This is a genomic window from Bacillus sp. FSL R12-0074, from assembly GCF_038005725.1.
GTDB lineage: Bacteria > Bacillota > Bacilli > Bacillales > Bacillaceae_G > Bacillus_A > Bacillus_A mycoides.
In genome coordinates this window covers 3,169,843-3,195,631 of the sequence record NZ_JBBOTR010000001.1, presented here as the reverse complement: position 1 = coordinate 3,195,631, position 25,789 = coordinate 3,169,843, and the positions used below count along the sequence as shown (strand labels likewise).

At 34.9% G+C, this 25,789-nt stretch carries 24 protein-coding genes; 20 read left to right on the top strand and 4 right to left on the bottom strand.

Features of this window, described 5'->3' with window-relative positions; translation table 11 throughout:
* Nucleotides 1-20 precede the first annotated feature (20 nt).
* From NSS97_RS16580 to NSS97_RS16520, 13 genes are all read left to right on the top strand, one after another.
* Nucleotides 21-602 carry a TetR/AcrR family transcriptional regulator gene (locus NSS97_RS16580; RefSeq protein ID WP_044443435.1) on the top strand — a complete coding sequence of 194 codons (582 nt, stop codon included), beginning with the start codon at nt 21-23 and terminating at the stop codon, nt 600-602.
* A gap of 444 nt (nt 603-1,046) precedes the next feature.
* Entirely contained in the window at nt 1,047-1,817 is a 771-nt protein-coding gene (locus NSS97_RS16575) for a DnaD domain-containing protein (protein WP_341113455.1), read from the top strand.
* 79 nt (nt 1,818-1,896) lie between these two features.
* On the top strand, nt 1,897-4,287 hold the full coding sequence (locus tag NSS97_RS16570; protein ID WP_341113452.1) for a penicillin acylase family protein: 2,391 nt from the start codon (nt 1,897-1,899) through the stop codon (nt 4,285-4,287).
* Nucleotides 4,288-4,466: 179 nt separating this feature from the next.
* Nucleotides 4,467-5,411 (top strand): ATP-binding protein, encoded by a 945-nt coding sequence (locus tag NSS97_RS16565; protein WP_341113451.1) that lies wholly within the window; start codon nt 4,467-4,469, stop codon nt 5,409-5,411.
* Between the two features lie 29 nt (nt 5,412-5,440).
* Nucleotides 5,441-7,174, top strand: a complete 1,734-nt coding sequence (locus NSS97_RS16560; protein ID WP_107886597.1) for a hypothetical protein — start codon at nt 5,441-5,443, stop codon at nt 7,172-7,174.
* 1 nt (nt 7,175) lies between these two features.
* Nucleotides 7,176-7,541: a hypothetical protein gene (locus tag NSS97_RS16555; RefSeq protein WP_044443445.1), complete on the top strand. Its 366-nt coding sequence runs from the start codon at nt 7,176-7,178 to the stop codon at nt 7,539-7,541.
* 85 nt (nt 7,542-7,626) lie between these two features.
* Nucleotides 7,627-8,400 carry a DUF6612 family protein gene (locus NSS97_RS16550; protein WP_107886598.1) on the top strand — a complete coding sequence of 258 codons (774 nt, stop codon included), beginning with the start codon at nt 7,627-7,629 and terminating at the stop codon, nt 8,398-8,400.
* 205 nt (nt 8,401-8,605) lie between these two features.
* Nucleotides 8,606-9,673 (top strand): glycoside hydrolase family 113, encoded by a 1,068-nt coding sequence (locus NSS97_RS16545; protein WP_341113446.1) that lies wholly within the window; start codon nt 8,606-8,608, stop codon nt 9,671-9,673.
* 88 nt (nt 9,674-9,761) lie between these two features.
* Nucleotides 9,762-9,953, top strand: coding sequence for a DUF378 domain-containing protein (locus NSS97_RS16540; RefSeq protein ID WP_002084566.1), 192 nt, complete (start codon nt 9,762-9,764; stop codon nt 9,951-9,953).
* Between the two features lie 209 nt (nt 9,954-10,162).
* Entirely contained in the window at nt 10,163-11,245 is a 1,083-nt protein-coding gene (serC, locus tag NSS97_RS16535; protein WP_044443514.1) for a 3-phosphoserine/phosphohydroxythreonine transaminase, read from the top strand.
* Between the two features lie 12 nt (nt 11,246-11,257).
* A complete protein-coding gene (locus NSS97_RS16530) occupies nt 11,258-12,430 on the top strand; it encodes a 3-phosphoglycerate dehydrogenase family protein (protein ID WP_341113443.1) in 1,173 nt (390 codons plus the stop codon).
* A gap of 13 nt (nt 12,431-12,443) precedes the next feature.
* Complete coding sequence (locus NSS97_RS16525) at nt 12,444-13,691, top strand: DUF1015 family protein (protein WP_107886600.1); 1,248 nt, start codon at nt 12,444-12,446, stop codon at nt 13,689-13,691.
* Nucleotides 13,692-13,776: 85 nt separating this feature from the next.
* Nucleotides 13,777-14,154 carry a MaoC/PaaZ C-terminal domain-containing protein gene (locus NSS97_RS16520; RefSeq protein WP_044443454.1) on the top strand — a complete coding sequence of 126 codons (378 nt, stop codon included), beginning with the start codon at nt 13,777-13,779 and terminating at the stop codon, nt 14,152-14,154.
* A 233-nt stretch (nt 14,155-14,387) separates the two neighbouring features.
* On the opposite strand, the gene NSS97_RS16515 is transcribed toward NSS97_RS16520, so the two are convergent.
* Together NSS97_RS16515 and NSS97_RS16510 are read right to left on the bottom strand one after the other, a co-directional pair.
* A complete protein-coding gene (locus NSS97_RS16515) occupies nt 14,388-14,783 on the bottom strand; it encodes a DUF3224 domain-containing protein (RefSeq protein ID WP_044443456.1) in 396 nt (131 codons plus the stop codon).
* A 75-nt stretch (nt 14,784-14,858) separates the two neighbouring features.
* Nucleotides 14,859-15,890, bottom strand: a complete 1,032-nt coding sequence (locus NSS97_RS16510) for a S66 family peptidase (RefSeq protein WP_341113437.1) — start codon at nt 15,888-15,890, stop codon at nt 14,859-14,861.
* Nucleotides 15,891-16,202: 312 nt separating this feature from the next.
* Here NSS97_RS16510 and NSS97_RS16505 point away from each other — a divergent pair, with 312 nt between their 5' ends.
* Entirely contained in the window at nt 16,203-16,844 is a 642-nt protein-coding gene (locus tag NSS97_RS16505) for an ATP F0F1 synthase subunit alpha (RefSeq protein WP_107886602.1), read from the top strand.
* 214 nt (nt 16,845-17,058) lie between these two features.
* Nucleotides 17,059-17,328 carry a 2TM domain-containing protein gene (locus NSS97_RS16500; protein WP_002128109.1) on the top strand — a complete coding sequence of 90 codons (270 nt, stop codon included), beginning with the start codon at nt 17,059-17,061 and terminating at the stop codon, nt 17,326-17,328.
* 461 nt (nt 17,329-17,789) lie between these two features.
* Here the strand turns inward: NSS97_RS16500 and NSS97_RS16495 are convergent, their stop codons facing one another.
* Entirely contained in the window at nt 17,790-19,265 is a 1,476-nt protein-coding gene (locus tag NSS97_RS16495; RefSeq protein ID WP_341114653.1) for a transposase, read from the bottom strand.
* A gap of 403 nt (nt 19,266-19,668) precedes the next feature.
* On the opposite strand from NSS97_RS16495, the gene NSS97_RS16490 reads away from it, so the two are divergent.
* The 5 genes from NSS97_RS16490 to NSS97_RS16470 all read left to right on the top strand — a co-directional run bounded on the left by NSS97_RS16490 (nt 19,669) and on the right by NSS97_RS16470 (nt 24,586).
* Nucleotides 19,669-20,508, top strand: a complete 840-nt coding sequence (locus tag NSS97_RS16490) for a YitT family protein (RefSeq protein WP_000747487.1) — start codon at nt 19,669-19,671, stop codon at nt 20,506-20,508.
* A 159-nt stretch (nt 20,509-20,667) separates the two neighbouring features.
* Complete coding sequence (locus NSS97_RS16485) at nt 20,668-21,345, top strand: response regulator transcription factor (RefSeq protein ID WP_341113433.1); 678 nt, start codon at nt 20,668-20,670, stop codon at nt 21,343-21,345.
* 1 nt (nt 21,346) lies between these two features.
* Entirely contained in the window at nt 21,347-22,723 is a 1,377-nt protein-coding gene (locus NSS97_RS16480; protein WP_341113431.1) for a sensor histidine kinase, read from the top strand.
* Nucleotides 22,724-22,850: 127 nt separating this feature from the next.
* Nucleotides 22,851-23,915 carry an ABC transporter permease gene (locus tag NSS97_RS16475; protein ID WP_000477761.1) on the top strand — a complete coding sequence of 355 codons (1,065 nt, stop codon included), beginning with the start codon at nt 22,851-22,853 and terminating at the stop codon, nt 23,913-23,915.
* Nucleotides 23,915-24,586 (top strand): ABC transporter ATP-binding protein, encoded by a 672-nt coding sequence (locus NSS97_RS16470; RefSeq protein ID WP_088030825.1) that lies wholly within the window; start codon nt 23,915-23,917, stop codon nt 24,584-24,586. The genes NSS97_RS16475 and NSS97_RS16470 overlap by 1 nt, the downstream gene beginning before the upstream one ends.
* A gap of 72 nt (nt 24,587-24,658) precedes the next feature.
* On the opposite strand, the gene NSS97_RS16465 is transcribed toward NSS97_RS16470, so the two are convergent.
* Nucleotides 24,659-25,783, bottom strand: a complete 1,125-nt coding sequence (locus tag NSS97_RS16465; protein WP_341113429.1) for an LPXTG cell wall anchor domain-containing protein — start codon at nt 25,781-25,783, stop codon at nt 24,659-24,661.
* Between the last annotated feature and the right edge of the window lie 6 nt (nt 25,784-25,789).

Here is a 25,789-nt window from a genome sequence, read left to right as displayed (position 1 = left end):
GAAAAAAGAGGAGGGATTAAATGGCTCGACTACGTGAATTTGATAAAGAAAAAGCTTTGGATGCTGCTATGCAACTTTTTTGGGAGAAAGGATACGCTGCTACTTCATTAAGTGATCTAACTGCTAAAATGGAAATACAAAGACCGAGTTTATATGCGGCATTTGGTGATAAAGAAGGGCTATTTGAAGCTGCATTACGGAGATACACGAATTTACACGCAGCTAGCATTCGAACAAAACTTCAAAAAGAACAATCTGTAAAAGAGGCCATTCGTATATTTTTTGAAAATATGGTGGAAGAGGAATATAAAAAAGAATCAAATAAAGGCTGTTTTTGTATTAACACAATGGTGGAACTTGCTCCTCATAATGAAAAATTTGAAGTGCTGACTAGAGAACATCAAATGTATCTTTCAGTTATATTTCAAGAATTAATTACTAAAGGAATTCAGTCTGGAGAACTGCAAAGTGATGTGAATGCTAAATCATTGGCACAAACGCTAGTCACTTCATTAATTGGATTAACGGTGTTAATGAAATCTCGCCCAGAACGTTCAGTTGTAGATAATTCGGTATGTATCATATTATCGTTACTAAAATAAATGTAACAGAATTGTATTTCAATCAACTATGTCGATTATAGACACTTTTATTTATAAGCTTTTAACTTTAAGCACTGAATTGTCTACGAAGGCAACAAGTGCTTTTTATTTTCGTGTAAATATGAGCAGGTGAATCATAATGGTTGTCTGCAATATATGAAGATTGTTGGAGACATTTGTAATTAGGCATCGGATAAGAGAGGAATGAAAACACTATATAAGCCCCTTCAAAGCCCCTTATAAGCACCTACCAAGTAATAAATCACTAAGAAAAAACAAAAACAAAAACAACTACAAGAACAAAACAAGCGCGAAAAAATAAAACCGGCGTTGTAGTAGTTAAAAAAATTTGGAATTCAAATGCAAAAATAAAGCCCTCATTCCTATATGTATATTGAAGGATTGAAATTTGCCTTTTTATGAATAAAAGGAGGTGGGAAACATATGGCGGTGTACCGTAATGTGCAGGTGAACTTTTGGCAAGATGAATTCATATTAGATTTAACGCCAGAAGAGCGTTATTTTTACATATATTTGTTAACTGGTACGAAAACGAAGCAATGTGGTATTTACATATTACCGAAGCGTTTGGCAGAGCTTGAAACTGGTTACAGTATGGAGACTGTTGAGAAGTTATTGAACCGGTTTGTGGAATACGGGAAGATTTTATATGATGCGGAAACGAAAGAGTTATTCATTATAAATTGGTTACACTATAATCCTATTTTTAATACGAACATAGAGAAATGTGTATTACGTGAGCTGAAAATGGTGAAAAGTAAAGAGTTCCTACATAAGTTTTTGCGTAAATGCCTTGAAGAAGAATGCAAGATTCCATTATTACTTCAGTATTTTGGTATGCCAGAGGAAGAGGTTAGTAGTAATTCACAACAAGCAATTATTCAAGAGAAGGAAGAGAAGGAAGAGGTAGAAAGAGTAGAGGATGCCACTCCGCATAGTGAAGTTTATAAATTTTACGAACAAAACATTAGTAGTCTATCTCCATATATCGTGAAGGAATTAAAGGAATGGATGCAAAGAGTTTCAGGGGATAAAGTACTAGAGGCACTTAAAATTGCGTTTGAACATAATAAGCGAACGCTCGCTTATGTAAAGGGGATTTTGAGGAATTGGTGTAAGAAAGGACGAGTAAGCTTCAATAAAGGAAAGGAAATAGTGCGTAAGAGAGAAGTATTCAGTTTGTATGATCCATAGCATGAGCAAGTAATGATTTCTTCTTTTCTAAAAGGTTCTTTCACAATAGAAGCGAATAGATTGAGAGAGGAGGGATTGTATGGAAGTCGTCATAAAAAAGAAACGAAATAGGGGAAAAAGAATTTTTATTTGGTCTAGTAGTATCGTTCTTTTTTTGTTTATTTGCGCTATGATTTTTTTGAACATATATACGCTTAGTTCTGTGCCAAAGATAGATGGAACGATAAAACTTGAGGATTTACAACATGCTGTTGCGGTGAAACGAGATAGTAAAGGTGTACCACATATTAAAGCGGAAAATGCGCATGATTTATATTTCTCGCAAGGGTATGTACAAGCGCAAGATCGTTTGTTTCAAATGGATTTAAGTAGAAGACAAGCTTCTGGTATGTTAAGTGAAGTTGTAGGGGAAGCAGCTGTTGATCGAGATAAATTGTTTCGAACGCTCGGTTTACGGCGAGCGGCAGAAGCATCTGTTAGTCAATATGATGGGGAAGCGAAATATGCCCTGCAGTCATTTGCTGATGGGGTGAATACTTTTATACGTGAAGCGAAGGCCGAAAAGAAATTGCCGGTTGAGTTTACTTTATTAGGCTATGAACCTGCTGAATGGTCAATCGTGGATTCTTTAACGATTGGAAAGTATATGGCGTTTGATTTAGGAGGACATTGGCACGGACAAGCATTTCGATATTGGGCGCTGAAAAATTTACCGAAAGAGCAAGCAAATGAGCTATTTCCTACATATCCGAAAGATGCGCCTAGATTGCTAGCTGAATTGAAAAATACAAATGTGGACGTAGCACAAAGTTTTTCAAAGACAGTTATTCCACCAGAGTTTAACGGTAGTAATAACTGGGTTGTGAGTGGTGAAAAGAGTGTATCTGGTAAACCAATTTTAGCGGATGATCCTCATTTATCTCTTGCGGCACCTTCTATTTGGTATCAATCGCAACTTGAAATGAAAGATTTACATGTGAGTGGCGTTATTTTCGCAGGAGTACCAGGCGTTATATTAGGACACAATGACAAAATAGCATGGGGCGTTACGAATACAGGTCCCGATGTGCAAGATTTATATATTGAGAAGCGAAATCCTAATAATGAAAATGAATTTTTGTATAACGATAAATGGGAAAAGGCTACGGTTGTTGATGAATCTATTAAAGTAAAAGGCGGGAAAACAATTCCGTATAACGTTACGGTTACGAGGCATGGTCCAGTTATTTCAGAGTTTGCGGATAAAGGAAAAGAGAAAACAAAAACAGTATTCGCTTTGAAATGGACTGCTTTGGAGCCTTCCGCTGAATTAAAGGCTGTATTAAATATGAATAAGGCGAAAGATTGGAATGAGTTTGAAACGGCTCTTCAAGATTTTCATACACCGACTCAAAACTTTGTGTTTGCATCAAACGATGGCACAATTGCTTATAAAGCGAATGGAAATATACCAGTGCGTAAAAAAGGTGATGGTAGTTTGCCTGTGCCAGGATGGACAGATGAATATGAATGGGAAGGGTATATTCCGTTTGATCAACTTCCAAAAGTAATAAATCCAAAACAAGGGTTTATTTCAACTGCAAATAATAAAATTGTTGATGATAATTATCCGTACCATATTAGTAATACGTGGGCGCAACCCTACAGGCAAATGCGTATTCAAGAGTTTTTGCAAGAGAAGGATAAGTATACGGTAAAAGATTTAGAAGAGTTACAGATGGATCAAAAAAATTTATATGGGAAAGAGTTTACTCCTATATTGTTAAAAGAGTTAAATAAAGCATCTTTAAATGAAGTAGAGAAAGAAGGCGTAAAACAATTAACAAAGTGGAATTTTTACGATAGTAAAGATGAAGCGGCACCATTAATATTCCATTTGTTAATGAAAGAGATTTCGAATACGCTATTTTCAAAAGAAATACCGAAAGATGTGATGGAGTTATTTGAAGGGAAGTCACAAGTAGTTGATGAATTGATTCGAAAAGAAGTAGCAGGAGAAAATAGCGCTTGGTTTACGAAGTACGGAGGGTTCACGAAAGTTGTGCATACATCGTACGAAAATGTAATGAAGAAATTACAGAAGGAATATGGACCGAATGTTGCGGAGTGGAAGTGGGGCGATTACCATCAACTTGCTTTTACACATCCAATTTCAAAATCATCTAGTATGCTAGCACTACTTGCATTTAATCGTGAAAAACCAGTTCCAATTGGCGGAAGCCAAGTTACCGTTCAAGCAGCGAGTTACGGAGATAACGGTATTGTAAATCATGGGGCTTCTTGGCGATTCGTTATTGATACGAAAGATATGTCAAACGGTTATCATATAGTGGGGCCGGGACAGTCAGGACATTTTAAAAGCGATTGGTATCATGATCAAATAGATGATTGGGTGAATGGTGAGTATCATACGACTACATTGAATACGGAGGGGATAGAAGGGAAGGTGTTAACTTTACAGCCGAAATAATGTTAGAAGAGGCTCTTACTATAGGTAAGGGTCTCTTTTTCGTCTTGCGACAAAATTTGACAAAAAATTCTGTGGAACTTTGTTATAATTTTTTTTTGGAATATTTTGTTTAAGGTTTTACAGAAATAGGGATACATGTATTCTAAATTAAAGGGTTTTATAGGGGGATAAATACAAGAATGAACGACATGGAGAAATATCGAGAGAAAATTAAAGTGATTTCTTTTGATAGAGAAAAAAATCAAATGGTTGAAGTGGAAGAGAGTAAAATAACTTTTGATGATGTTGGCGGAATGGAAGATATTAAAAAGAAAATCAATATGGACTTTATTATGCCGATTAAGAATCCAGAGTATTTTCAAGCTTTCGGTAAGAAAGTAGGAGGTAGTTTATTATTTTATGGGCCGCCTGGATGCGGTAAGACATTTTTAGCGCGAGCAGTTGCCGGTGAGATAAACGCTAATTTTATTCATTTAGAGTTGCAAGCAATACTCTCGATGTGGTCAGGAGAAGCGGAGAAAAATTTACATGAAGTGTTCGAAGAGGCAAGAAAAACAAAGCCTTGTATTTTATTTATAGATGAATTAGACGCATATGGCGGGAATAGACAGAAGATGGGTGCTCATCATCAAAGAACGTTAGTTAATCAATTGCTAGTGGAGATGGACGGAAGCAATTCTTTTAATGAAGGTGTTTATATAATTGGGGCAACAAATACACCATGGTATATTGATCCAGCGTTACGACGACCAGGCCGTTTTAATTCACTTGTTTTTGTGGCACCACCAAATAACGAGGAAAGACTGACAATACTAGAGTTGAAAACAAAGGATAAACCGAGAATGGAATTGCAGTTAGATTTTGTTTCGAAGTATGCAGAGCATTTTTCAGGGGCAGATTTAACATATTTAGTGGAAGATGCTATTAATGAAGCTATTCAGCGTTCATTTGAAACGGGACAGTTACAACCCTTATCCAATGAAGATTTATTAAAAGCAATGAAAAAACGGCAACCGACAACTTTAGACTGGTTCTCAAGCGCAAAAAATTATGCAACGTTTAGTGATGTAAATAAAGATTTTGACAAAGTATTAGAGTATATGGAAGAACACCAATTGAAATAAATGATATTAGATTGGAGGGAAAGGAATAGATGGAGGAGCAACTTAGGAGAATCTCGCACTTATTGAAGCTTGGTGATGTTGAGCTTGCAAAAGAAGAAGCGGAATGGATGATTAAAGAAGATCCAGAAGATGCTACTGGTTATATTTGTTTAAGTCATGTGTACTACTTTGGATTTCGACAAATTGATGAAGCAAGTAAATATTTAGAAGAGGCACTAAAAATAGATCACTTAGATGAAAATGTTTTGTTAACAGCGCTAGATATTTTTTATGCGCAAGAAAATTTTGAGAGATTAAAAGAGATAGCAGAAATAGGGATAAAAAATTATCCGGAAGAAGGCGTATATTACTTTTATGTGGGTGAGGCAAAAATATATATCGAATCGCTAAATAAAGGTATTACATACTATAACAAAGCGATAGAATTAGAACCTGAAAATGATATGTATGTAGGAAGATATGCTTTTATTCTTTTAAGTTATTATCCGAAACGAATAGAAGAGGGAATAAAGGCGGAAAAACGTGCGTTAGAGCTGAATCCAGAAAATGTAACAAATCTAGTGTATTTTGCAAATGTTGCAAAAGAAAAAGGTAATTTTAAAAAAGCAAGAATGCTAGCTGAAACTGCAATACGATTAGAGCCGAATCATGAAGGTGCCTACAAAATTTATAGAGATACAATTGGAACGAAAAATAAGTATTGTGCTTTTATGGCAAGTTTTACGTATACATTTTGGAATTCATTTTCTAAGTTTTGTAAAATATTTTCGTTTACAAGTAAGAAGAGTCTTAAATTATATTATATTTTAGTTGTTTTAAGCCTTTTAGGATGGATAATCCTCCCTGTATATTTAACAGGTTGGTATGCCGGTTCCGTGTATATAGTTATTTTTATGATGTATATCATTTCATCTATTATAAAAGGGCGGATTCATAAAGAAGTAGGATTAGGAACACGCTTTGATGCTGAATACAATGTGAAAAAAAATAAAATCATTCGAAATCGTGAAATTTCCAATATGGAAAGTACAGTTAAAAAAGGAGAAGCTACTACTATTCCAGCTGCGAAACTATCAAAAGAAGAACTGGAAGCACAGCTAGAGGGCTTTTGGAGTAAAGGAACTGTGTATGAGGGGCAGCAAGAGGTTGCTGCAGCAGTGAAAGAACCAGCTTTATCATCAGCTGAACATAAAAAGATTCAATCATATTCAGATATTGAATCACCAAAATATAATAAATGGTATATTTGTTTAATTGTCGTTTTATCGATCTCCTTTATATTTAAAGTTGGAAAATTGTATAACTTAAATAATACAAATGCGGTGAATACGACGCCACAAATGAGTCAAGAAACGAAGGATATTATTGTAGAGCAACAAGATAAAGCGCTCAAAGATAAAAAAGAATCGTTCGATAAGTTAGAAGTAGTAACTGTATTATACGTATTAAGAAAAGGTGATTGGAATGGAAGTACAATTGAGGGAGCTATAGAGAAAAGTTATGTACCGGTTATGTTAGAAAAAGTAGGACAACCAGCCGGGGAGAAGTTAAAAAAAGCAACTCCTATGAAAATATATAAAGAGGATACAAGAACGTATGTATTACTTCAAAATGGAGATAGCTCTTTTATAATTGAAATAACAGCAAGAAAGTTAACTCATATTTACGGTGAGAGCTGGAATAATGCGCAAGAAGAGATGCAAAAATATGAAGAGCTACTCGGGAAAATAGAGTCACAAGGCGTTGAAGCAGGGGGGATTTAGCATGAGTATTAAAGTAGTAAGGGCAACGGGAATGATGGGAGGAGCAGCAAGAGTCGCTGTAAAGGTAGATAATGAAGTAGTAATGAAACTTGAAAATAATGAAGAATATACGCTTCCTTTTGAGGGAGATGAAGCAAATATAAAAGTAAAACAATTCTTTTTTGGGAGTAAAGAAAAGAAAGTAAAGGATGGCGATATAGTAGAAATTAAGATAAATAGTATCGCCATTTTATTAATGATTGTGTCAATAATGGCTGTTGTATTTGGCTCTTCAATTGGTATAAATATAGTTGTTTTTGGTGTTATTGGAGCGTTAGTTACGTTAGTATATGGATTTAACAATTGGTTTAGTTTAGAAGTGAAATAAGTATTGTATTTGTTTTTATATTAATTCATTTAATTTACTATACATGAAGTGTAATTATTTCTAATAAGGAATGGGGAGGATCATTATGAAGAAAATGATTGTAGCATCTAGTTTGGCGTTAATAGTAGGTTTGACAACGGGTTGTAGTAGTGAGAAAACGAATGTTACGAAACCAGTCGCTGTACAAAAAGAAAATGAATTAGTAGCGAAAGATATTTTTAAAAAAGCAGGTGATAATTTTAAACAAGAGGATTTTCTCACTTTAACGTCTCTTATGTCAATGAAGGGGAACAGTCAATCAGAAGAGATTAAAATGAACATTCAAATGGAGCCGAAACGAAAGAATTCTAGAGCAGAAATGAAAATAAGTGGAACAGATATTGTAACGTACGAAGTAGATGGAAAAGTCGTTGCTCAAGTGAAAGACCCTGGTACAGGAGAATTAATTACAATACCTAGTGATCAATTTAATATAAATGACGTAATGGTAAGTGAAAATTTACTTAATGAGTTAGATTTACCGGAAGTTTTGGCTAAGAAAATGAAAGCAAAGAAGGAGGGAGATACATATAAGCTTACACTTGACTTAAAGGGGAAAGAAGCAGTAGATACATTACAGAAAATTAATGGAGATATGAACAAATTAATGGAAGGATTTAATATGGATGCGTTAACTGTTGAATATATAATAACGAAAGATTATAAATTTGAAGAGATGCGCACAGCTATAAAACTGAGTGAACGTAATACAGATAAAAAATCTAGTGCGGATAACGAAAAATTGGATACAGTTGTGAGCATAAAAATTGATTCATATGAAAAATTCGATCCAATTAAGTTACCAGAAGGAAGTCAATAAATTCAATCGTATAAGGATAAAAAAGGAGCAGAAATACGCTCCTTTTTTATTTACCTTACTATTTTTAGGAGGTTAGTATGAATAAGGTATGGATAAAGGGTGAATAGCATTTTTATTGATGAAATTTCATTAAATATTCTTGTGGAATATATGTGAAACATTGTATAGAATAAGCAAGTATGTCAAAAATTATAGGGGGAAACTTGTGAAGAAAAATAAGAGTTTAATAAGTATTTTAGGAGTGTGTATCATGTTGTTTTCTTTTTGTTTCCAGGGAAATATACAGGCGGATGTAAATACTGTTCAATCTGGAAAAATAAAGTCAGGAAACGTAACGGTAGGGGAAGTAGGCAATGTAGCGAAAGTGTTAGCAGATGTAGAGCGCTTGAATTTAAATACGGTGAATGTACCTATTCAAGTAGATATTTCGGATGTGAATTCGGCTAATATGGTAATTAATCAGGCGCAAAAGAAACAAGCTATTATTTTAATTCAAGAATTATTAAAGCGTAATATACAAGTTATATTGGAGCCGTTTCCGTTTATTCAGCAAGGAAATATTGGAGAAACAGAGTGGAACCCTAGTAATATTAACGATTTCTTCTGGAATTGGAAAACGGTTGTTTTACAAGATATTTTTAATTCCATTACAAGTAAGTACAATATTTATGGGCTGAAAATCGCTTCTAATTTCGTGAATATGGAATATGCAGAAGGATATTGGAATGATACGATTAATTTTGTTCGCCAGCAGTATAAAGGAAATGTTTTGTATCAAATGAATTGGTGGTTAACTGCAAGTTGGGATCCTTCTTTTGAGGCGAAATTTGAAGAGAAAATAAATCGCCCGTATTTAAAAAAGGTGGACATTGTAAGTATTGATAGTTGGTTTGAAGTTTCAGGAAAAAGAAATCCATCATACGAAGAAGTAAAACAAAGCTTATTTGCGACGACAGTATACAATCGTGGCCAAAATGTCGTTCAGCAACTTGAGACATTACATAAAACAACAGGAAAGCCAGTTTATTTTGGTGGATTTAACGTTCCAGCACGCGAACTTGGATTACAAAGCCCGTGGAACCCAGATGTTACGAATGTGTTTTCGAAAGATGTACAACTTAACGGGTGGCGTGCTTACCGAGATGTATTAGAAGCGAAGCCATATTTTAAAGGTTTTTCAATTTGGTTTATCGGATCTAATGATAGTAATCATTCATATCAAATACATAGTAAAGAAGCAGAGACAGTTATTAATGGCTGGTATCGAAAATAAATTTTATAAAATAGGTAAGTTTTAGAATCTATTACATATATTTTAGTGAAAGGCCTTTCACCATCTTATCACCTAGGGGGCAATCATAATGAAATTTTTGTCATACCTTACAGTAATTTTGGTGATTCTTGGCGGTTTGAATTGGTTGTTTGTGGCGTTAGATTATAATGTAGTTGAGAAATGGTTTGGTTCTATGCCGGCGCTTGTGGATACTATTTATTGGCTCTTTGGTCTTTCAGCTATTTATCAAATTTTCGATAGGTTCTTTACGAGTAAGTAGCTATTATACTTAATTACTAGAGTGTTAAGTACGATTATGTACTTAACACTTTTTTGTATGTTTATAAAAAGCAGGGTGCACATGCAAGCGATTCCATTGCGTCTTGCACCGTAATAACGGAAAACAAATTGACCGTGTATTGTATATAGGTTATAATTCAGAAAGTTTAAAAAATAATAAAAATGAGAAATAGGGAGGTTATCTGGGTGATGGAGAGAGTGTATAATTTTTCAGCAGGACCATCTATACTCCCTTTGCCAGTTTTAGAGAAAGTGCAAAAGGAGCTTGTAAATTATAACGGGACAGGCATGTCTGTTATGGAAATGAGCCATAGATCTTCTTATTTCCAAAGTATTATTGATGAAGCAAGTAGCTTACTTCGTGAATTAATGAACATTCCTGATGAGTATGAAGTTTTATTTTTACAGGGCGGTGCGTCATTACAATTTTCTATGATACCGTTAAATTTAATGAGTACGTATAAAAAAGCTGGGTACGTACTGACAGGTTCATGGTCTAAAAAGGCGCTGCAAGAAGCCGGAAAAGTAGGAGAAGTACAAGTGATTGCTTCTTCTGAAAAAGATAAGTTTACTACGATTCCTAAAATGGATGATTTACCAAAGGATGAAGAACTAGATTATGTACATATTACAACGAACAATACAATTGAGGGGACAAAATATGTGGATATTCCACATTTAGAAAGAGTGCCGCTCGTTGCGGATATGTCCTCAAATATTTTATCAGAACAATATGATGTTACGAAGTTTGGTCTCATATATGCGGGTGCGCAAAAGAATTTAGGGCCAGCGGGTTTAACGATTGTAATTATAAAAAGAGATTTAATTGGCAGTGCAAATAGTGCTTGTCCTACGATGTTAAACTATGAAACTTACAGTAAAAATAACTCCCTATATAATACACCGCCATCCTTTAGTATTTATGTAGCAAAACTTGTACTAGAGTGGTTGAAAGAACAAGGCGGGGTATCTGCGATTGAAGAACAGAATAGAATGAAATCTTCACTTCTTTATAATTTTTTAGATGAATCTAAATTGTTTACTTCACCAGTTGATCCCACGTATCGGTCACTTATGAATATTCCGTTTACAACACCGTCAGAAGGGCTTAACAATCAGTTTTTACAAAAATCGAAAGAGCGCGGTTTCGTTACGCTAAAGGGACATCGTTCAGTCGGCGGTATGCGCGCTAGTGTTTACAATGCGATGCCAACCCAAGGTGTACAAGAATTAGTAGACTATATGAAGGAATTTGAGCTTGAAAATAGATAGGGAGATGGGGATATGTTTCGTGTTCAGACGTTAAATCAAATTGCCGAAAAGGGTTTGCAAATTTTTGATGGGAATCGCTATGAAATTGGAGAAAAAGTAGGTCATCCAGATGGTATTTTACTTCGCAGCTATTCTTTACATCAAGAAGAGTTTTCAGAAGATTTAAAGGCGATTGCAAGAGCTGGTGCCGGTGTAAATAATATTCCTGTTGAGCGTTGTACGGAAAAAGGGATTGTAGTATTTAATACGCCAGGGGCTAATGCGAATGCAGTGAAGGAACTTATTATCGCAAGCCTTATTATGTCTTCCCGTAATATTATAAAAGGAGTGAGCTGGACGAAAGAGTTGGATGGAGAAGAAGTACCACAGCTTGTTGAAGCAGGGAAGAAGCAATTCGTTGGATCAGAAATTGCAGGGAAACGTTTAGGTGTTATCGGTCTTGGCGCAATCGGTGCTTTAGTTGCGAACGATGCGTTATCTTTAGGGATGGACGTTGTTGGCTACGACCCGTATATATCAGTTGAAACAGCATGGCGTCTTTCTACGCAAGTACAAAGAGCGTTTAGCCTAGATGAAATCTTTGCAACGTGTGATTATATTACACTTCATATTCCTCTTACGAACCAAACGAAGGGGATTATTGGTGAACACGCTATAGAGACGATGAAAAAAGGAATGCGTCTATTCAATTTCTCAAGAGGAGAACTTGTAGATGAAAAAGCTCTTCAAAAAGCGTTAGAAGAAGATATTATTACACATTACGTAACAGATTTCCCGAATGAAAATGTTATAAAGATGAAAAATGTAACAGCAACGCCTCATCTTGGTGCATCTACGTCTGAATCTGAAGAAAATTGTGCAGTAATGGCTGCACGTCAATTACGTGAATATTTAGAGACAGGTAATATTCGTAATTCAGTAAACTATCCAAACGTAGAACTTCCGTACATTGGAAAAAAACGAATTACAATTATGCATCAAAACGTTCCGAACATGGTAGGACAAATTACAGGATGCTTAGCAGAACATCATATTAATATTGCGGATATGATTAATCGTAGTAAACATTCTTGGGCGTACACAATGATTGATATTGATAACGGAATTGATGATATAATAAAAGAGAATATTGTGGAAAATATAAGCAAAATCACAGGTGTTGTAGCTGTTCGAATGATTGTGTAAAGGAGAGAGAAACTTGGCAAAAATCCGACCGTTTCGTGCTATTCGTCCAGTAGAAGGAAAAGCAGCACAAGTAGCAGCTTTACCGTATGACGTATTAAATAGTGAAGAGGCAAGAGAAGTTGTAAAAGGGAATCCATATTCTTTCTTACACGTTGATAAAGCAGAAATTGATTTAGACCCGGCACTTTCACCGTACGATGATCGCGTATATGAAAAAGCTGGTGAAAATTTAAAGCAATTTATACAAGAAGAAGTGTTCGTTCAAGATGAGGAGCCAGCGCTTTACATTTATGAACTGACGATGCAAGGAAGAACGCAGTCAGGCCTTGTCGTTTGTACATCGATTGACGAGTATGAAGATGATACAATTAAAAAACATGAAAGAACGCGTCATGAAAAAGAACTTGATCGTATTCGCCACGTAGATGTGTGTGACGCAAATACGGGGCCAATTTTTTTAACGTATCGTACAAAAGAAGAAGTGAAACGTTTCATTGCAAGCTGGAAAGAAGAACATGCGCCAATCTTTACATTTACAGCAGAAGATGGCGTGGAGCATGTTGCCTGGAAAATAGTTGATGAGGATGTAATTGCTACTTTAGTAAACGCATTTGAAGATATTTCTAATCTTTATATTGCAGATGGGCATCATCGCTCAGCATCAGCAGCAAAAGTAGGACTAATGCGAAGAGAGCAATATCCGAATTACACAGGAGAAGAGGAATTCAATTTCTTCCTATCTGTTTTATTCCCTCATGATGAATTATCAATTTGGGACTATAACCGGGTTGTGAAAGATTTAAATGGCTTATCAGAAGAACAGTTTTTAAAGCAAATTGCACAATACTTTTATGTAGAAGAAGCAGCTGTTTCTCCGTATAAACCAAATGAGCCAAAAACATTTGGTATGTATGTAAATGAGAAATGGTATAGACTCACAGTGAAAGAGGAAACGTTTGATGCGAATGATCTCGTTAAAGGTTTAGATGTATCTATTCTGCAAGATCATTTATTAAGCCAAGTACTTGAAATACACGATCCACGATCTGATTCACGCATTGATTTTGTCGGAGGAATCCGCGGATTAGAAGAACTAGAACGCCTTGTAAATAGCGGTGAATATAAAGCAGCGTTTTCATTATATCCGACATCAATGGAAGCTTTATTATCAATCGCAGACGCTGGAGAAATTATGCCACCAAAATCAACGTGGTTTGAACCAAAACTGCGCAGTGGGTTGTTTGTTCATTCGTTAAAATAAATATAGACTTCTTTAGATTGAAAAACCGAAATGATTATAGTTTCGGTTTTTCTTATGTTAAAAGTGTTTTTGAGGAGGGGTATCGATGAAATTGCAAGTAGGCGAAAAAATCACCTTTGAACGAACGTTTACAAAAGAAGATGTTGTTTTATTTACAGAAGTATCTAAAGATGAAGGTGTTCATCATGTTAAACCAGATGAGCAGGGGAGATTTGTTGTACAAGGGCTGTTAACATCAACGCTGCCTACAAAAATTGGCGGTGACTATAACGTACTAGCTCGCAAAATGGATTTTGAATTTGTACGTCCTGTCTTTAGCGGTGATACCATTCGTTGTGACGTAACCATTGAACAATTTGAGCCCGATGAAAAACATCGCACAAAAATTATTGCGATGTTTATATGTAGGAACCAACTTGAAAAAGAAGTTATGAAGGGGAGTTTTTCTGGGATTATTCTTTAGTTAGTAGGAAAAGTAATGAATAGGTGGGGGCCACATGCCTCTCGAGCTTAGATTTTTAATTCCACCATAACGAAAATTTTATGCATCGTTGAATACTGATAATAAGACGTTATGTAATATACTCTGTTCTTTTCTTAACTAATAGAAGAATAGTTGAATAAGCTCGTCAACAAAAAAAGGACATTCCTAGTATTACAAGAAATGTCCTTTCCACTAAATTATAGGATATTTTGCTAAAATTCAAACTCTAAAATTAGTTTACTGGTTTGACCTGTAAACTGATAATTATAGGACCCTCTCAGACTTTCTAAGTTACCAGTAGCTTTAATAATTGTTCCTGGGGAATCTAGATTTCCTTTATCAAATATTCCTTGCTCTATAGCTGTAAATGTCCCTTGTTGCCCCTTATAAATTCCTTCAAAGTGTAAAAATCCAGAAATTTTAGCAGTAGCCAAGTGACCATCATTTATATTTGAGTCTAAATAATATAATAAGTATTCAACAAAAGCTTTTCCTTTTAATTCACCATCAATATCATATTCAACATGGGCAATATTAATAGGGAAATCTTTTCTAGTATCATCGATTAGTTTTTCATCCCATTTACTTACTGTAAATGTTACTTCCATAAACGTAATCTCCCTCCAATTATATACTTTTAAAAAGTATCAATTCACAGTCATATCTCATAGGAGTGTTTTTATTTATTCCACGCCACTCTCTAAAATAGAAAAGGATACATTTTCACAATCAATTTCTGCCATCGCACCGTAAGGTAAAATAAACTTCGGCTCGGTATGGCCAAAATTTAAATTATAAAGAATCGGTAAATCTTCTAAATTATGTTCTTTCATTACTTGCAGTATTTCGTGTTTATATTCTTCATAATATGTTTCGTCTTTTGGTTTACCAAAAATGATGCCATTTGCTTTTTGCAGAATGCCTTGCGCTGCATAATTTCGTAACCAATACTTTATATAACTTGGTTCTGGATGATCTTCAGAGGTTTCAAAGAAAAGGATACTATTCTCCCAATGTTTTTTCTCAGGCCAAAGTTCCGTTCCTTTTGCAAATTCCAGTACTTCCATACAACCACCAATTAAACGCCCTTGTACAGTAGTAGAGCCTTGAAGTAGCTCATATCCATTGTTTTGTTGCATCGTACGCCTTTTATCCTTATTTATCTCTATCCATTCTAAACGCTCACTCGTCCATTCATGAGCTGGTTGAATCTCGCCAATGGCCTCATTTGAAAAGAGTGTTCTATTTACCATTTCAATTGTATATGGATCCATCTCTACATTTTCGGCAAAATCGGTTAAAATTGCTGGACCGTAAAAAGAGGGAATTCCTGCTTTATGACAAAACAAATGTGAAACGGTATCGTCAGAGTAGCCCATAAAGATTTTCGGATTTTCGCGTATAACATTAAAATCTATATAAGGAAGTAAACGGATGCTATCTTCTCCACCGATATTCGTAATAATTCCTTTAATACGAGTATCTTTAAATGCTGTCATTAAATCTTCCGCACGAGCTTGTGGGTTGTTGTAAAGGTATTCGCTACCTTTTAAACTATTTGGCATTGGGACAACCTTAAGACCGAAGACGTCTTCTAATCTTTTTACTCCTTGCTCATATCGCCATCTTAGCTTAGAGTCACCAGCACCTCCCCATGAAGAACTTACTGTCGCCACAATATCTCCTGGCTGTAATCTTTTTGGTTTCATTAACATATTAATTCCGCTCCTACATAATGTAATTAACTACGACTATACAAACCGTAGAGTTGAAGAACATAGTACATGACATTTACTTTCGCCACCATTAGCAAATACACCTGCTGTTATTTATGAACCTAACACTATTGCTGAATATAGGAATAAGATACAATAAATCTTTTTATCAAACTTTATATTTAAAAATCACAGTACGCAACATTGCATGAGAAAGATGGTTGCTATTTTTTATAACCTGTAACTACAATAGTTACAGGTTGGTCGTATCCAATCAAAAAAATATAATCATCATGAATGGAGAGGTTACATATGGGTATGAAAAAAATAATTTTAGCAGGTGCTTTAGGGATCGCAGCATTATCAGGAGCGAATTTACCAGGATTAGAACTGTCAAAAGCGAGTGCCGCTTCTATTGAATCGAATTTCTCGACGTTAGAAGGACGAGTAATAGAAGTAGATAAAGGTGTGATTGTTGTAAAATCTAAGCAATATGAGGAGCCTGTTAGTGTATACATGGATTCCCTTTCAAATGTGAAAGTAGGAGATGAAGTAAAAGCTACTGGATCTATGATGCGTAATTTTACGGAATATATGATTGCAAATACAGTTGAAAATACTTCAAATAAATTAGGTATGCACATGAAAGAAGACGGTTCTCCTGATTATGTAATTGGGGAAGTATCAAAAGTAGGAACGATGGAAGATGAGGGAGACGTTTCTACTAAATATGTTGTAGTGCAGTATCCATCAGTAAATGGGAAGAAAGCTATTATTGAAGTGTACTTAACTAAAGGACAAGTATTTAATACGGGTGAGAAAGTAAAAATTGATATGAAGTATGTAGGCTGGGGCGGAATTTCTATTAACTACAACACAACGGATCATATCGAAAAAGTTCATGAAGTAAAGAGCAACGTTGAAAATAATGAGGATGTATGGATCTGGTCTTAATAAGGCGAGTATAAGTCGTTATTTGCAATTTACTCCAAACAATAAATGTAAAAACTAAATGTATCATGCAGTACCCATCAAATTATCATGTGTATGACAATTTGATGGGTATTTTTTATTTTGTGTTTTTTGAGAATAAGGGATTTTCGATTAGAATATGATGTTTAAATCGGAGCGAGTTTAAAAAATACAATAATGAAAGAGGTGTTTAAGGGTGGAGCGAGATGAGGTTTATTTACGAGCTAAAAAAAGGATGGAGAATTTAAAAGCGTTTTACATTCATTTAACGGTCTATATACTAGTTAACTTAATGCTGTTTTTTATAAATATAAGTTCTGATTCAAGTAAATTATGGTTTTTATATCCACTTGGAGGTTGGGGAATCGGTATCGTTATACACGGTTTGACAACTTTTCCATTTGGGATATTCGGAAAAGAGTGGGAAGAACGAAAGATTAAAGAATATATGGAGAAAGATAAGTAAATTTATTTCTGGAATGTATAAATATAAATCTCTGTGATTAAATGTTTGATGCGAAGTCTATTCTATAGCTTCGCCTATTTGCTTTGTATTCGAAGTTTGTGCGAGTGAGTATTCATATTCATTTTTTTAGCAACAATTGCATGTGAAATCAAAACTTTATTTGTAGTACATAGTCAACTACCCCCACTGAGATGAAGCGTTTCAGTGGGGGCTTGAGTTAGAACTCTAGGTCTTTTCATCTATCGCTAGACAAGTTTGACGCTCTAGAATTCATGCCACCTTACGGTAACACCCCAAGTAAGTTTTTGGTTGGTACCGGCAACGAACGATTGTTTTCCCACCTGCACCACCCTTTCGAAAAAGAGCAGTTCTTCCTTGTGGAAGAAGCCACCACTCAGATGACTCCGGCGTGTGCTACAAGCCCCGACAAGTCGAGTACACATGGATGTTTGACGCACCCACTAAGCTATGCGCGAAGCAACAGCCTTACGTTTTTGCACTTCTAATAGAATCGGCGTTTTCACTTTGAGGTTGTCATCCAATTCTACAACTCTTGATTTTTCCAATGTATTCAACGCACCATTAATATCAGCATGGATACATGTTCCTGCTTTACTTTGGTACAGGCCACGAGTGATTCGTCTGCCACTAAAGCGATAATGCGCCCTATCATCCTTAGACCAAACTGGAATCGGATCTTTATCCAGAAAACTAGCTTTTGAAGTATAGCTTTCTTCTTGTTTCAAAAAACGGATGCCTTCTTTTATACATTTATTCTCAATCGCTGCAATCAGTTTATGAAATGGAATTTGAACAAACTTTTGATTATTCTTTTTTCCCATATCAGATTTTTGTTTCCAACCCGTGTTATACCCTACGACAATAGTATCTATATCGAATGCTTTCACTTTTTTGAACAACAAGCCTACAGTTTGTGAAATATAACCTTTTACTTGTCTTTCTCGTTTATGCCAAAGTGTGGCCATTTTGTTCGTTACAACACGTTTTGAAAGTCCATTTTCCACATTTTTTTGCTTCAGATTACCTATCATTTTGTTGAAGTACTGGTTAATGGATTTTAGTCTTTTTCCATCAATTAAAAATGCATCACCTGTATTTGTTACGCAACTTAATAATCTGTCTACCCCTAAATCGCAACTCAAAGCGTTACTAGTAGTCGTGGATTGTTGCTTCATTTGAGAAACGTGCATTTCATATGTGTAATGCACCTCAAAGAACCGACCTTTTTGCTTCGGTACAATCTCAATGTAGGAGATTTTTTTATTTCTTAAGTTCTTTGGCATACGTATTTTAATGGAACCGAATTTTTTCCTGAATGCAACATTCATCGGAATCATCCAATACCCGTTATCATCCACTTTTGGAACTTGATAGATTTCAATAATTCGTTTGTCCGTTGAACGAGAATAATTTGGAAACTTAGGACGACCTGTGAAGGTTTCAGGATTTTTCTTCCACTGTTCCCATGCTTTAAAAAAGCTCTTCACTTCTGTAAATAAGGCTCTACGAATCGCTTGAACAGAGTTTGATTGAATGCCCCAGTAGTTCATATCAGCCTGCATGGCATTGTCCACTTCTTTTACAGTAGCCATTTTATTATGGTTCAAATAACTTTGTTTAATCGTGTACAATCCAACATTTCGCAATGCTTTTGAACTATGTGACATGCGTTGCAGTAAACGAAATTCTTTAGCTGTGAGGCAAGCCCGTCCGATATTCTGTTTCTGCGTGAATCGTTGTATGTTTTCTCTTTTCTTTTGTTTACGTAATACTTTCACTGCTTTCTTTTTAACCATCGTTTTCACCACCTTTCTTAGAGATTTCATTAAAATTATTTTTGACAAATCAATATTTGGAACGAAACGGAACAAAATATGAACATGTTCTTCAGCGTAATTCCATTCTTCTACAGTAATTCCTTTTGGCTCAAGTGACCGAATGATTATTATTATCCAATTTCGTTGTCTTACGATATAATCCCTCTTTATCTACGACATATCGTAAGACAAAAAGAAACAAATATTCGTCCTCAAAAAATTGTTATGAAGGAAACAAAAGAGTTCAGTCTACCTTCTGACGGCAATTCATCTCCACCTGAATTGTTGGGTTTCACCCCTAACACAATTCAGATGGAGTCTTCTTGCCGAAAAGGATAAATAAAGTTGTTACCCTATTTAAATTACATGTGGATATAGGATAAAGTTGATTTATTACCCTATATTAAAATAAAAATAAACCACTGTTCGATTTGAATATTCCACGATATAATGGTGAGAGTTTATGGCAGAATAAATATTTACATAAGAAGTGAGGTACTGTATGAAAAAAAGAACGACAGACATTATTTTTATTATTATTGGTGCATTTCTTTTTGCGTTAGGTGTGAATTTGTTTGTTATTCCGAACGAGTTTGGAGAAGGCGGAGTAACTGGTATCACGATTATTACGTACTATTTATTTGAATGGTCACCAGGCTTAGTTAACTTAATTTTAAATGCGATTTTGTTAATAGCTGGTTATAAATTTTTGAATAAGATAACAACAATTTATACGATCATTGCTGTAGTTACTAACTCGCTATTTCTTCATTTAACAGAAGGCTGGACGATTGCTTCGGATGAAATGCTCGTAAATGCCATTTTCGGAGGAATATTTATCGGGTGCGGGATTGGTCTTATCATTCGTGTTGGCGGAACAACAGCAGGTACTACCATCTTAGCAAGGATGACGCATAAATATTTAGGATGGAGCATTAGCTATGGTTTACTGTTCTTCGATTTAATCGTTGCGTTTTCATCTTATTTCATCATTGGTGCAGAAAAACTGATGATAACAATTATTATGCTATATGTAGCAACGAAAGTGATGGAGTTTGTAATTGAAGGTTTAAATCCGAAGAAAGCCATTACGATTATTTCTGATAACCCGAATGAAATTGCCGGGAAGGTAACTACCTTAATGGGCAGAGGGGTTACTGTGTACTCAGGTCATGGCTATTACACGAAAACGCCGAAGGAAATTCTTTATATTGTTATTAATAAGCAAGAAGTAGTGAAGCTAAAACGGATTGTTCAAACTACGGATCCGGCTGCGTTCATCGCTATACACGATGTTCGTGATGTGTTCGGAGAAGGATTTGTTGATATTTCTAAAGCTTAGTAAGAGTAGAAATTGTTTTTATTAAAATAATCTTAATACTAAAATGAAAGAATCTATTTTGAATAATTTTTTTCAAAATAGATTCTTTTTCTTTTTCTTGCAAAAGATCCAATTGTTTCTTAATGTAAGAATGTAGAAGGATGAACAAGAGAGGGTTTAATGAAGATGATACATATTTTATTAGCTGATGATGATAAACATATTAGAGAGTTATTGCATTACCATTTACAAAAAGAGGGCTTTAAAGTTTTTGAAGCGGAAGATGGAAAGGCAGCGCAAGGCGTTTTAGAGAAAGAAAATATTCATCTTGCGATAGTAGACATTATGATGCCGTTTGTTGATGGCTATACGTTATGCGAAGAAATCCGGAAGTATCATGATATACCTGTTATTTTATTAACTGCAAAAGATCAGCTAGTCGATAAAGAAAAAGGATTCATTTCTGGTACGGACGATTATATTGTAAAACCATTTGAACCAGCTGAAGTAATTTTCCGTATGAAAGCTCTATTGCGCCGTTATCAAATGCTTAGTGCTGATATTATTACATTACACGGAACGATAATTGACCGAAAAGGGTTTGAAGTGAAGTGTAACGGTCAGACGATTTTGCTTCCATTAAAGGAATTTGAATTATTATCACAACTTGCTAGTTATCCTGGAAGAACCTTTTCAAGAGAAGAATTAATTGAATTAGTATGGGGAATGGATTTTGAAGGAGATGAACGAACAGTTGACGTTCATGTGAAGCGACTGAGAGATCGTTTTTCAAAACGAACAGATGATTTTCAAATTACGACAGTACGCGGACTCGGTTATAAGTTGGAGTTGAAATAAAATGAAATCACTATATTCTAGATTTGTTTTTATGACAGTCGGTATTATGCTTCTTAGTAGTATTATCGGTTTTTTATTAACGAACGTATATTATCAAGTGAAGTTAAAACCGTACAATAGTGAAAAGATTTTAATGTATGCTAAAGAAGTAAAATCATTATATGAAAAGCAAAGTGAAGAGAATAAAGAGGCATACTTACAGTCTATTGCGAAGTTAGGGTATGAAATTTATATTGTAGATGACGAAAATCATGGAAAGCGTATTGGGAATGCGTTTCGTAAGATAACAATTAGTGATGATACCGTTCATAAAGTATTGCAAGGTGAAACGTTTAATGGCGTTTCCACATATCCAACCCGCTTGTTTATTACAGGATTTTTCGATAATGAATTAATTAATAGTGTCGGTGTACCGCTAAAACACGATGATAAACAGTACGCTTTATTCATTCGCCCTGACATTCAGCAACAATTCGGCGAGATGAGAATTTTTCTAGCGGTATTACTTGGTTTCATCGTTGTATTAAGTATCATTTTTATAGCGATTGCAGCAGGGTATATTGTTCGTCCTATTCGAACATTTACGAAAGCGACTCAAAAGATTGCAAGTGGTGAATATGATATCGAATTAGATGAAAATCGAAAAGATGAAATTGGTACACTAGCGACTAATTTTCAAAAGATGACAAAGAGCATTAAAGAATTAGACCAAATGAGACAAGAGTTCGTTTCTAACGTTTCTCATGAATTCCAATCTCCACTTTCTTCGATACAAGGTTTTTCGAAAACATTACAATCGGAGAATATGAGTGAAGAGGAAAGAAAACGTTACTTGAAAATTATTGAGGGTGAAAGTAAGCGGATGTCTAGTTTATGTAAACAGTTACTTACGCTTGCTTCTTTAGATAAAGAAGAGAAGGTTTTACAGATAAAAGAATTCAATCTGCAGAAGCAAATTAAAGACGTCATTTTTATGCTCGAATGGAAATGGCGTGAAAAAGATATAGCCGTCGAATTTGATGTGCCGGACATCACTATACAAGGTGATGAAAACTTACTTCATCAAGTATGGAGTAATATTTTTACGAATAGCATTAAGTTTTCAAACGATGGCGGGACCGTTGAATTTGTTGTAGAAGAATTAGAATCCAGTATTGTTATTTCTATATCAGACAACGGAATTGGTATGGAACAAGAAGAAATGGATCGTATATTTGATCGTTTTTACAAAGTAGACACAGCAAGGGCAAGAAACGTAGAAGGAAGCGGCTTAGGATTATCTATCGTGCAGAAAATTGTTGAACTGCATCAAGGAACCGTTTCAGTTTATAGCACGAAAGGGGAAGGGACTACTGTTCGGGTTGAGCTTCCTAAATAGATGGAAAAGAAGACAATTTCGTAATGGGAATTGTCTTTTTTTGATTTCTGTAATCTTCTGTTCATATTCCGTTCATATTTCTTTTTTATGATAAGTGCATAGAAAGTAATAGGAAGGAGCGAGCGAAATGTTTTTAGCTCTGCGTGAATTAAAACAATCAAAATTAAGATACGGATTAATCGGACTTATTATGGTGTTATTATCATTTTTAGTCCTTGTAATTTCAGGATTAGCAAATGGATTATCATATGATAATGCTTCATCGATTCAAAATATGGAGGCAAATAAATTTGTATTAGCAGATGATGCAGAAAATAAATTACTTCGTTCACAAATTAAGAAAGATGATGTAGATAACGTAGTAAATCAAGTAGGCGAGAAAGAGGCCGTTCCGTTTCGTGTGAAAGTTTCAACGTATGAAAAGAAAGATAGTTCGAAAAAAGTGGATGTTGCTATTTTCTCAAGTGAACGTGATTCATTTTTAGAACCGAAAATTGTAAAAGGTGAGAAATTAGGTACAGCAAACAACGAAATGGTTGCTGATGAATCAATTAAAGAAAAAGGAATTGATATTGGGGATACAATTATTGATCCTGTTTCAAAGAAAGAATTTACAATCGTTGGATTTACGAAAGATCAAATGTTTAGCCATACACCAGTCGTTTATGTAAATGAAGACGTATGGGGTGCTATTTCACAACCAAACCAAAAAGATTATAGTGCAATTGCGCTTAATACAGATAAAGAAATTAAAAATGCACATGTTATCGACAAAAAAGAAGTATTACAAAGTATTCCAGGATTTAAAGAAGAGCAAGGAACATTAACGATGATCATTGCGTTCTTACTTGTTATCGCTGCGTTACTAATCGGTGTATTCTTCTACGTAATTACGTTGCAAAAAACACAGCAATTAGGTGTACTAAAAGCAATCGGTACGAAAAATTCTTATTTAGCAAATAGCTTAGTCGTGCAGGCGTTATTCTTATCAGTCGTTGCGATGGTAATCAGTATAGTTCTTGTACAAGGATTAGAACAAATTTTACCAGCGGGTATGCCGTTCTTATTAACAACACCAATGATTGCACAATATGCAGCAATCTTTATCGTCATTAGTATTTTAGGAACACTTATTTCGTTATATCAAGTATTAAAAGTTGATGCATTAGAAGCAATTGGAGGCGGGATGTAATGACTTCATTATTAAAATTAGACAAAGTAAGTAAAGTGTACGGAGAAGGGAATACAGAAGTAACAGCCCTTCATCCGATGTCGCTTGATGTGAAAGCTGGAGAATTTATCGGAATCGTCGGTCCTTCTGGATCAGGGAAAAGTACGTTATTATCAATCGCAGGTGCTTTACTATCACCGTCAAAAGGGGATATTTACATTCGTGAGCAAAATATTACGAAGTTATCAGAAAAGGAAATGACAGACATTCGCTTGAAAAAAATCGGCTTCATTTTCCAGTTCGCAAATCTTGTTCCATATTTAAATGTAAAAGAACAATTGCTTTACATTGCAAAGCTTAAAAAAGAAAACAAACAAGAATCTGAAAAGCGTGCGGATCACTTGCTAGCAGCATTTGGATTATCTGAAAGAAAAACTCATTATCCAAATCAACTATCGGGTGGGGAAAAACAAAGGGTAGCAATCACTCGTGCTTTCATGAACAACCCAGATTTAATATTAGCGGATGAGCCAACTGCAAGCTTAGACTCAAAACGCGCACGTGAAGTCGTGGAAATGATGAAACGTGAAGTGAAAGAAAGTCAAAAAGCAGCAATTATGATTACACATGATGAAAGAATGCTTGATGTATGTGATCGTATATTGACGCTTAGAGATGGGAAGTTAATATAAAGAAAAAAGGCCAACCGTACATATATGTGCGGTTGGCCTTTGTATGATTATTTTAAAATAGTTATAATAGCTTTATTTTGAGAAGAACGTTTTAATTTTATTTCGTGTTACTAATAAAAGTCCACCTAAGACAGATAACATTCCTAAAGGCACGTTACTTGATTGCTCACTACCAGCGTTAGGAAGTTCTCTAGCACTGTTTTTCGCTGGAACAGTAGTATTGTTATTGTCTGTCTCTGTTTGTTTCGATTGTGATACTTCATTAATTTTGTTATCTACATTTTGCTTCGTTGTATGTAACTCAGCTAATTTGTCATCAATTTTTTTCTCAGTATGTTTAAAATCATTTATTTTAATATCTAAGTCTTGTTTTTTCTTTGTTAAATCGTCTGAAACAGTTTGTTTCGCTTGTTTCATTTCGTTTATTTTATTTAGTAAATCTTGTCTAGCTTCTTGTAACTCAGCTAATTTGTTTTTCACATCTTGTTTAGCTAGTTCTAAGTTAGATGAAAGACTATCTAAATTGCCTTTAATTTTCTTAAGTTCTTCTAATGTGTTACCTGTATTCGGTTTATTTTCTTTAATTTCAGCAAGTTTGTCCTCAGCAGTTTGTTTCGCTTTCTTTAACTCAGCTAATTTGTCATCTACCTGTTTTTTTACTTCCTTAAGCTCATTAACCTTTGCATCGATATTTTCTTTATGCTGCTTAATTTCATTCACTTTTTCATCAACAGTTTGTTTATGTTCTTTAAACTCATTAACCTTTTCATCAACAGTTTGCTTATGCTCTTTAATTTCAGCAACTTTTTCATCTACTTGCTTTTTATGCTCTTTAATTTCAGCGATTTTATCTTCGGCGATTTGTTTGTCTTGCTGAAGTTTTGCATCTAACTCTTGTTTATGTTGTTTAATCTCGCCAATTTTTTCATCTGCAACTTGTTTACGTTCATGTAGTTCATTCACCTTTGTATCAACATTTTCCTTAACTTGGTTAAGTTCATTTAATGTTTGATCCACATTTTCTTTGTGCTGCTGCAATTTCGCATCTAACTCTTGTCTATGTTGCTTAATTTCAGCTAAGCGATCTCCCGTACTTTGCTGGGGAGTAGCATCAGTTACTTCCGCATGAGTAGAGTTTGCGCCAGCAATCATTGCTAAAGCTAGTGTAGACGCAGCGATTGTTTGTTTTGTTTTCATATTTTT

Coding starts and splice junctions, on each gene's coding strand:
- NSS97_RS16515 (WP_044443456.1), bottom strand. CDS start 14,783: ATGGAAGTAACATTTACAGTAAGTAAATGGGATGAAAAACTAATCGAT.
- NSS97_RS16505 (WP_107886602.1), top strand. CDS start 16,203: ATGGGTATGAAAAAAATAATTTTAGCAGGTGCTTTAGGGATCGCAGCA.
- NSS97_RS16555 (WP_044443445.1), top strand. CDS start 7,176: ATGAGTATTAAAGTAGTAAGGGCAACGGGAATGATGGGAGGAGCAGCA.
- NSS97_RS16530 (WP_341113443.1), top strand. CDS start 11,258: ATGTTTCGTGTTCAGACGTTAAATCAAATTGCCGAAAAGGGTTTGCAA.
- serC (WP_044443514.1), top strand. CDS start 10,163: ATGGAGAGAGTGTATAATTTTTCAGCAGGACCATCTATACTCCCTTTG.
- NSS97_RS16470 (WP_088030825.1), top strand. CDS start 23,915: ATGACTTCATTATTAAAATTAGACAAAGTAAGTAAAGTGTACGGAGAA.
- NSS97_RS16475 (WP_000477761.1), top strand. CDS start 22,851: ATGTTTTTAGCTCTGCGTGAATTAAAACAATCAAAATTAAGATACGGA.
- NSS97_RS16575 (WP_341113455.1), top strand. CDS start 1,047: ATGGCGGTGTACCGTAATGTGCAGGTGAACTTTTGGCAAGATGAATTC.
- NSS97_RS16480 (WP_341113431.1), top strand. CDS start 21,347: ATGAAATCACTATATTCTAGATTTGTTTTTATGACAGTCGGTATTATG.
- NSS97_RS16580 (WP_044443435.1), top strand. CDS start 21: ATGGCTCGACTACGTGAATTTGATAAAGAAAAAGCTTTGGATGCTGCT.
- NSS97_RS16540 (WP_002084566.1), top strand. CDS start 9,762: ATGAAATTTTTGTCATACCTTACAGTAATTTTGGTGATTCTTGGCGGT.
- NSS97_RS16570 (WP_341113452.1), top strand. CDS start 1,897: ATGGAAGTCGTCATAAAAAAGAAACGAAATAGGGGAAAAAGAATTTTT.
- NSS97_RS16565 (WP_341113451.1), top strand. CDS start 4,467: ATGAACGACATGGAGAAATATCGAGAGAAAATTAAAGTGATTTCTTTT.
- NSS97_RS16465 (WP_341113429.1), bottom strand. CDS start 25,783: ATGAAAACAAAACAAACAATCGCTGCGTCTACACTAGCTTTAGCAATG.
- NSS97_RS16485 (WP_341113433.1), top strand. CDS start 20,668: ATGAAGATGATACATATTTTATTAGCTGATGATGATAAACATATTAGA.
- NSS97_RS16550 (WP_107886598.1), top strand. CDS start 7,627: ATGAAGAAAATGATTGTAGCATCTAGTTTGGCGTTAATAGTAGGTTTG.
- NSS97_RS16520 (WP_044443454.1), top strand. CDS start 13,777: ATGAAATTGCAAGTAGGCGAAAAAATCACCTTTGAACGAACGTTTACA.
- NSS97_RS16490 (WP_000747487.1), top strand. CDS start 19,669: ATGAAAAAAAGAACGACAGACATTATTTTTATTATTATTGGTGCATTT.
- NSS97_RS16560 (WP_107886597.1), top strand. CDS start 5,441: ATGGAGGAGCAACTTAGGAGAATCTCGCACTTATTGAAGCTTGGTGAT.
- NSS97_RS16510 (WP_341113437.1), bottom strand. CDS start 15,890: ATGTTAATGAAACCAAAAAGATTACAGCCAGGAGATATTGTGGCGACA.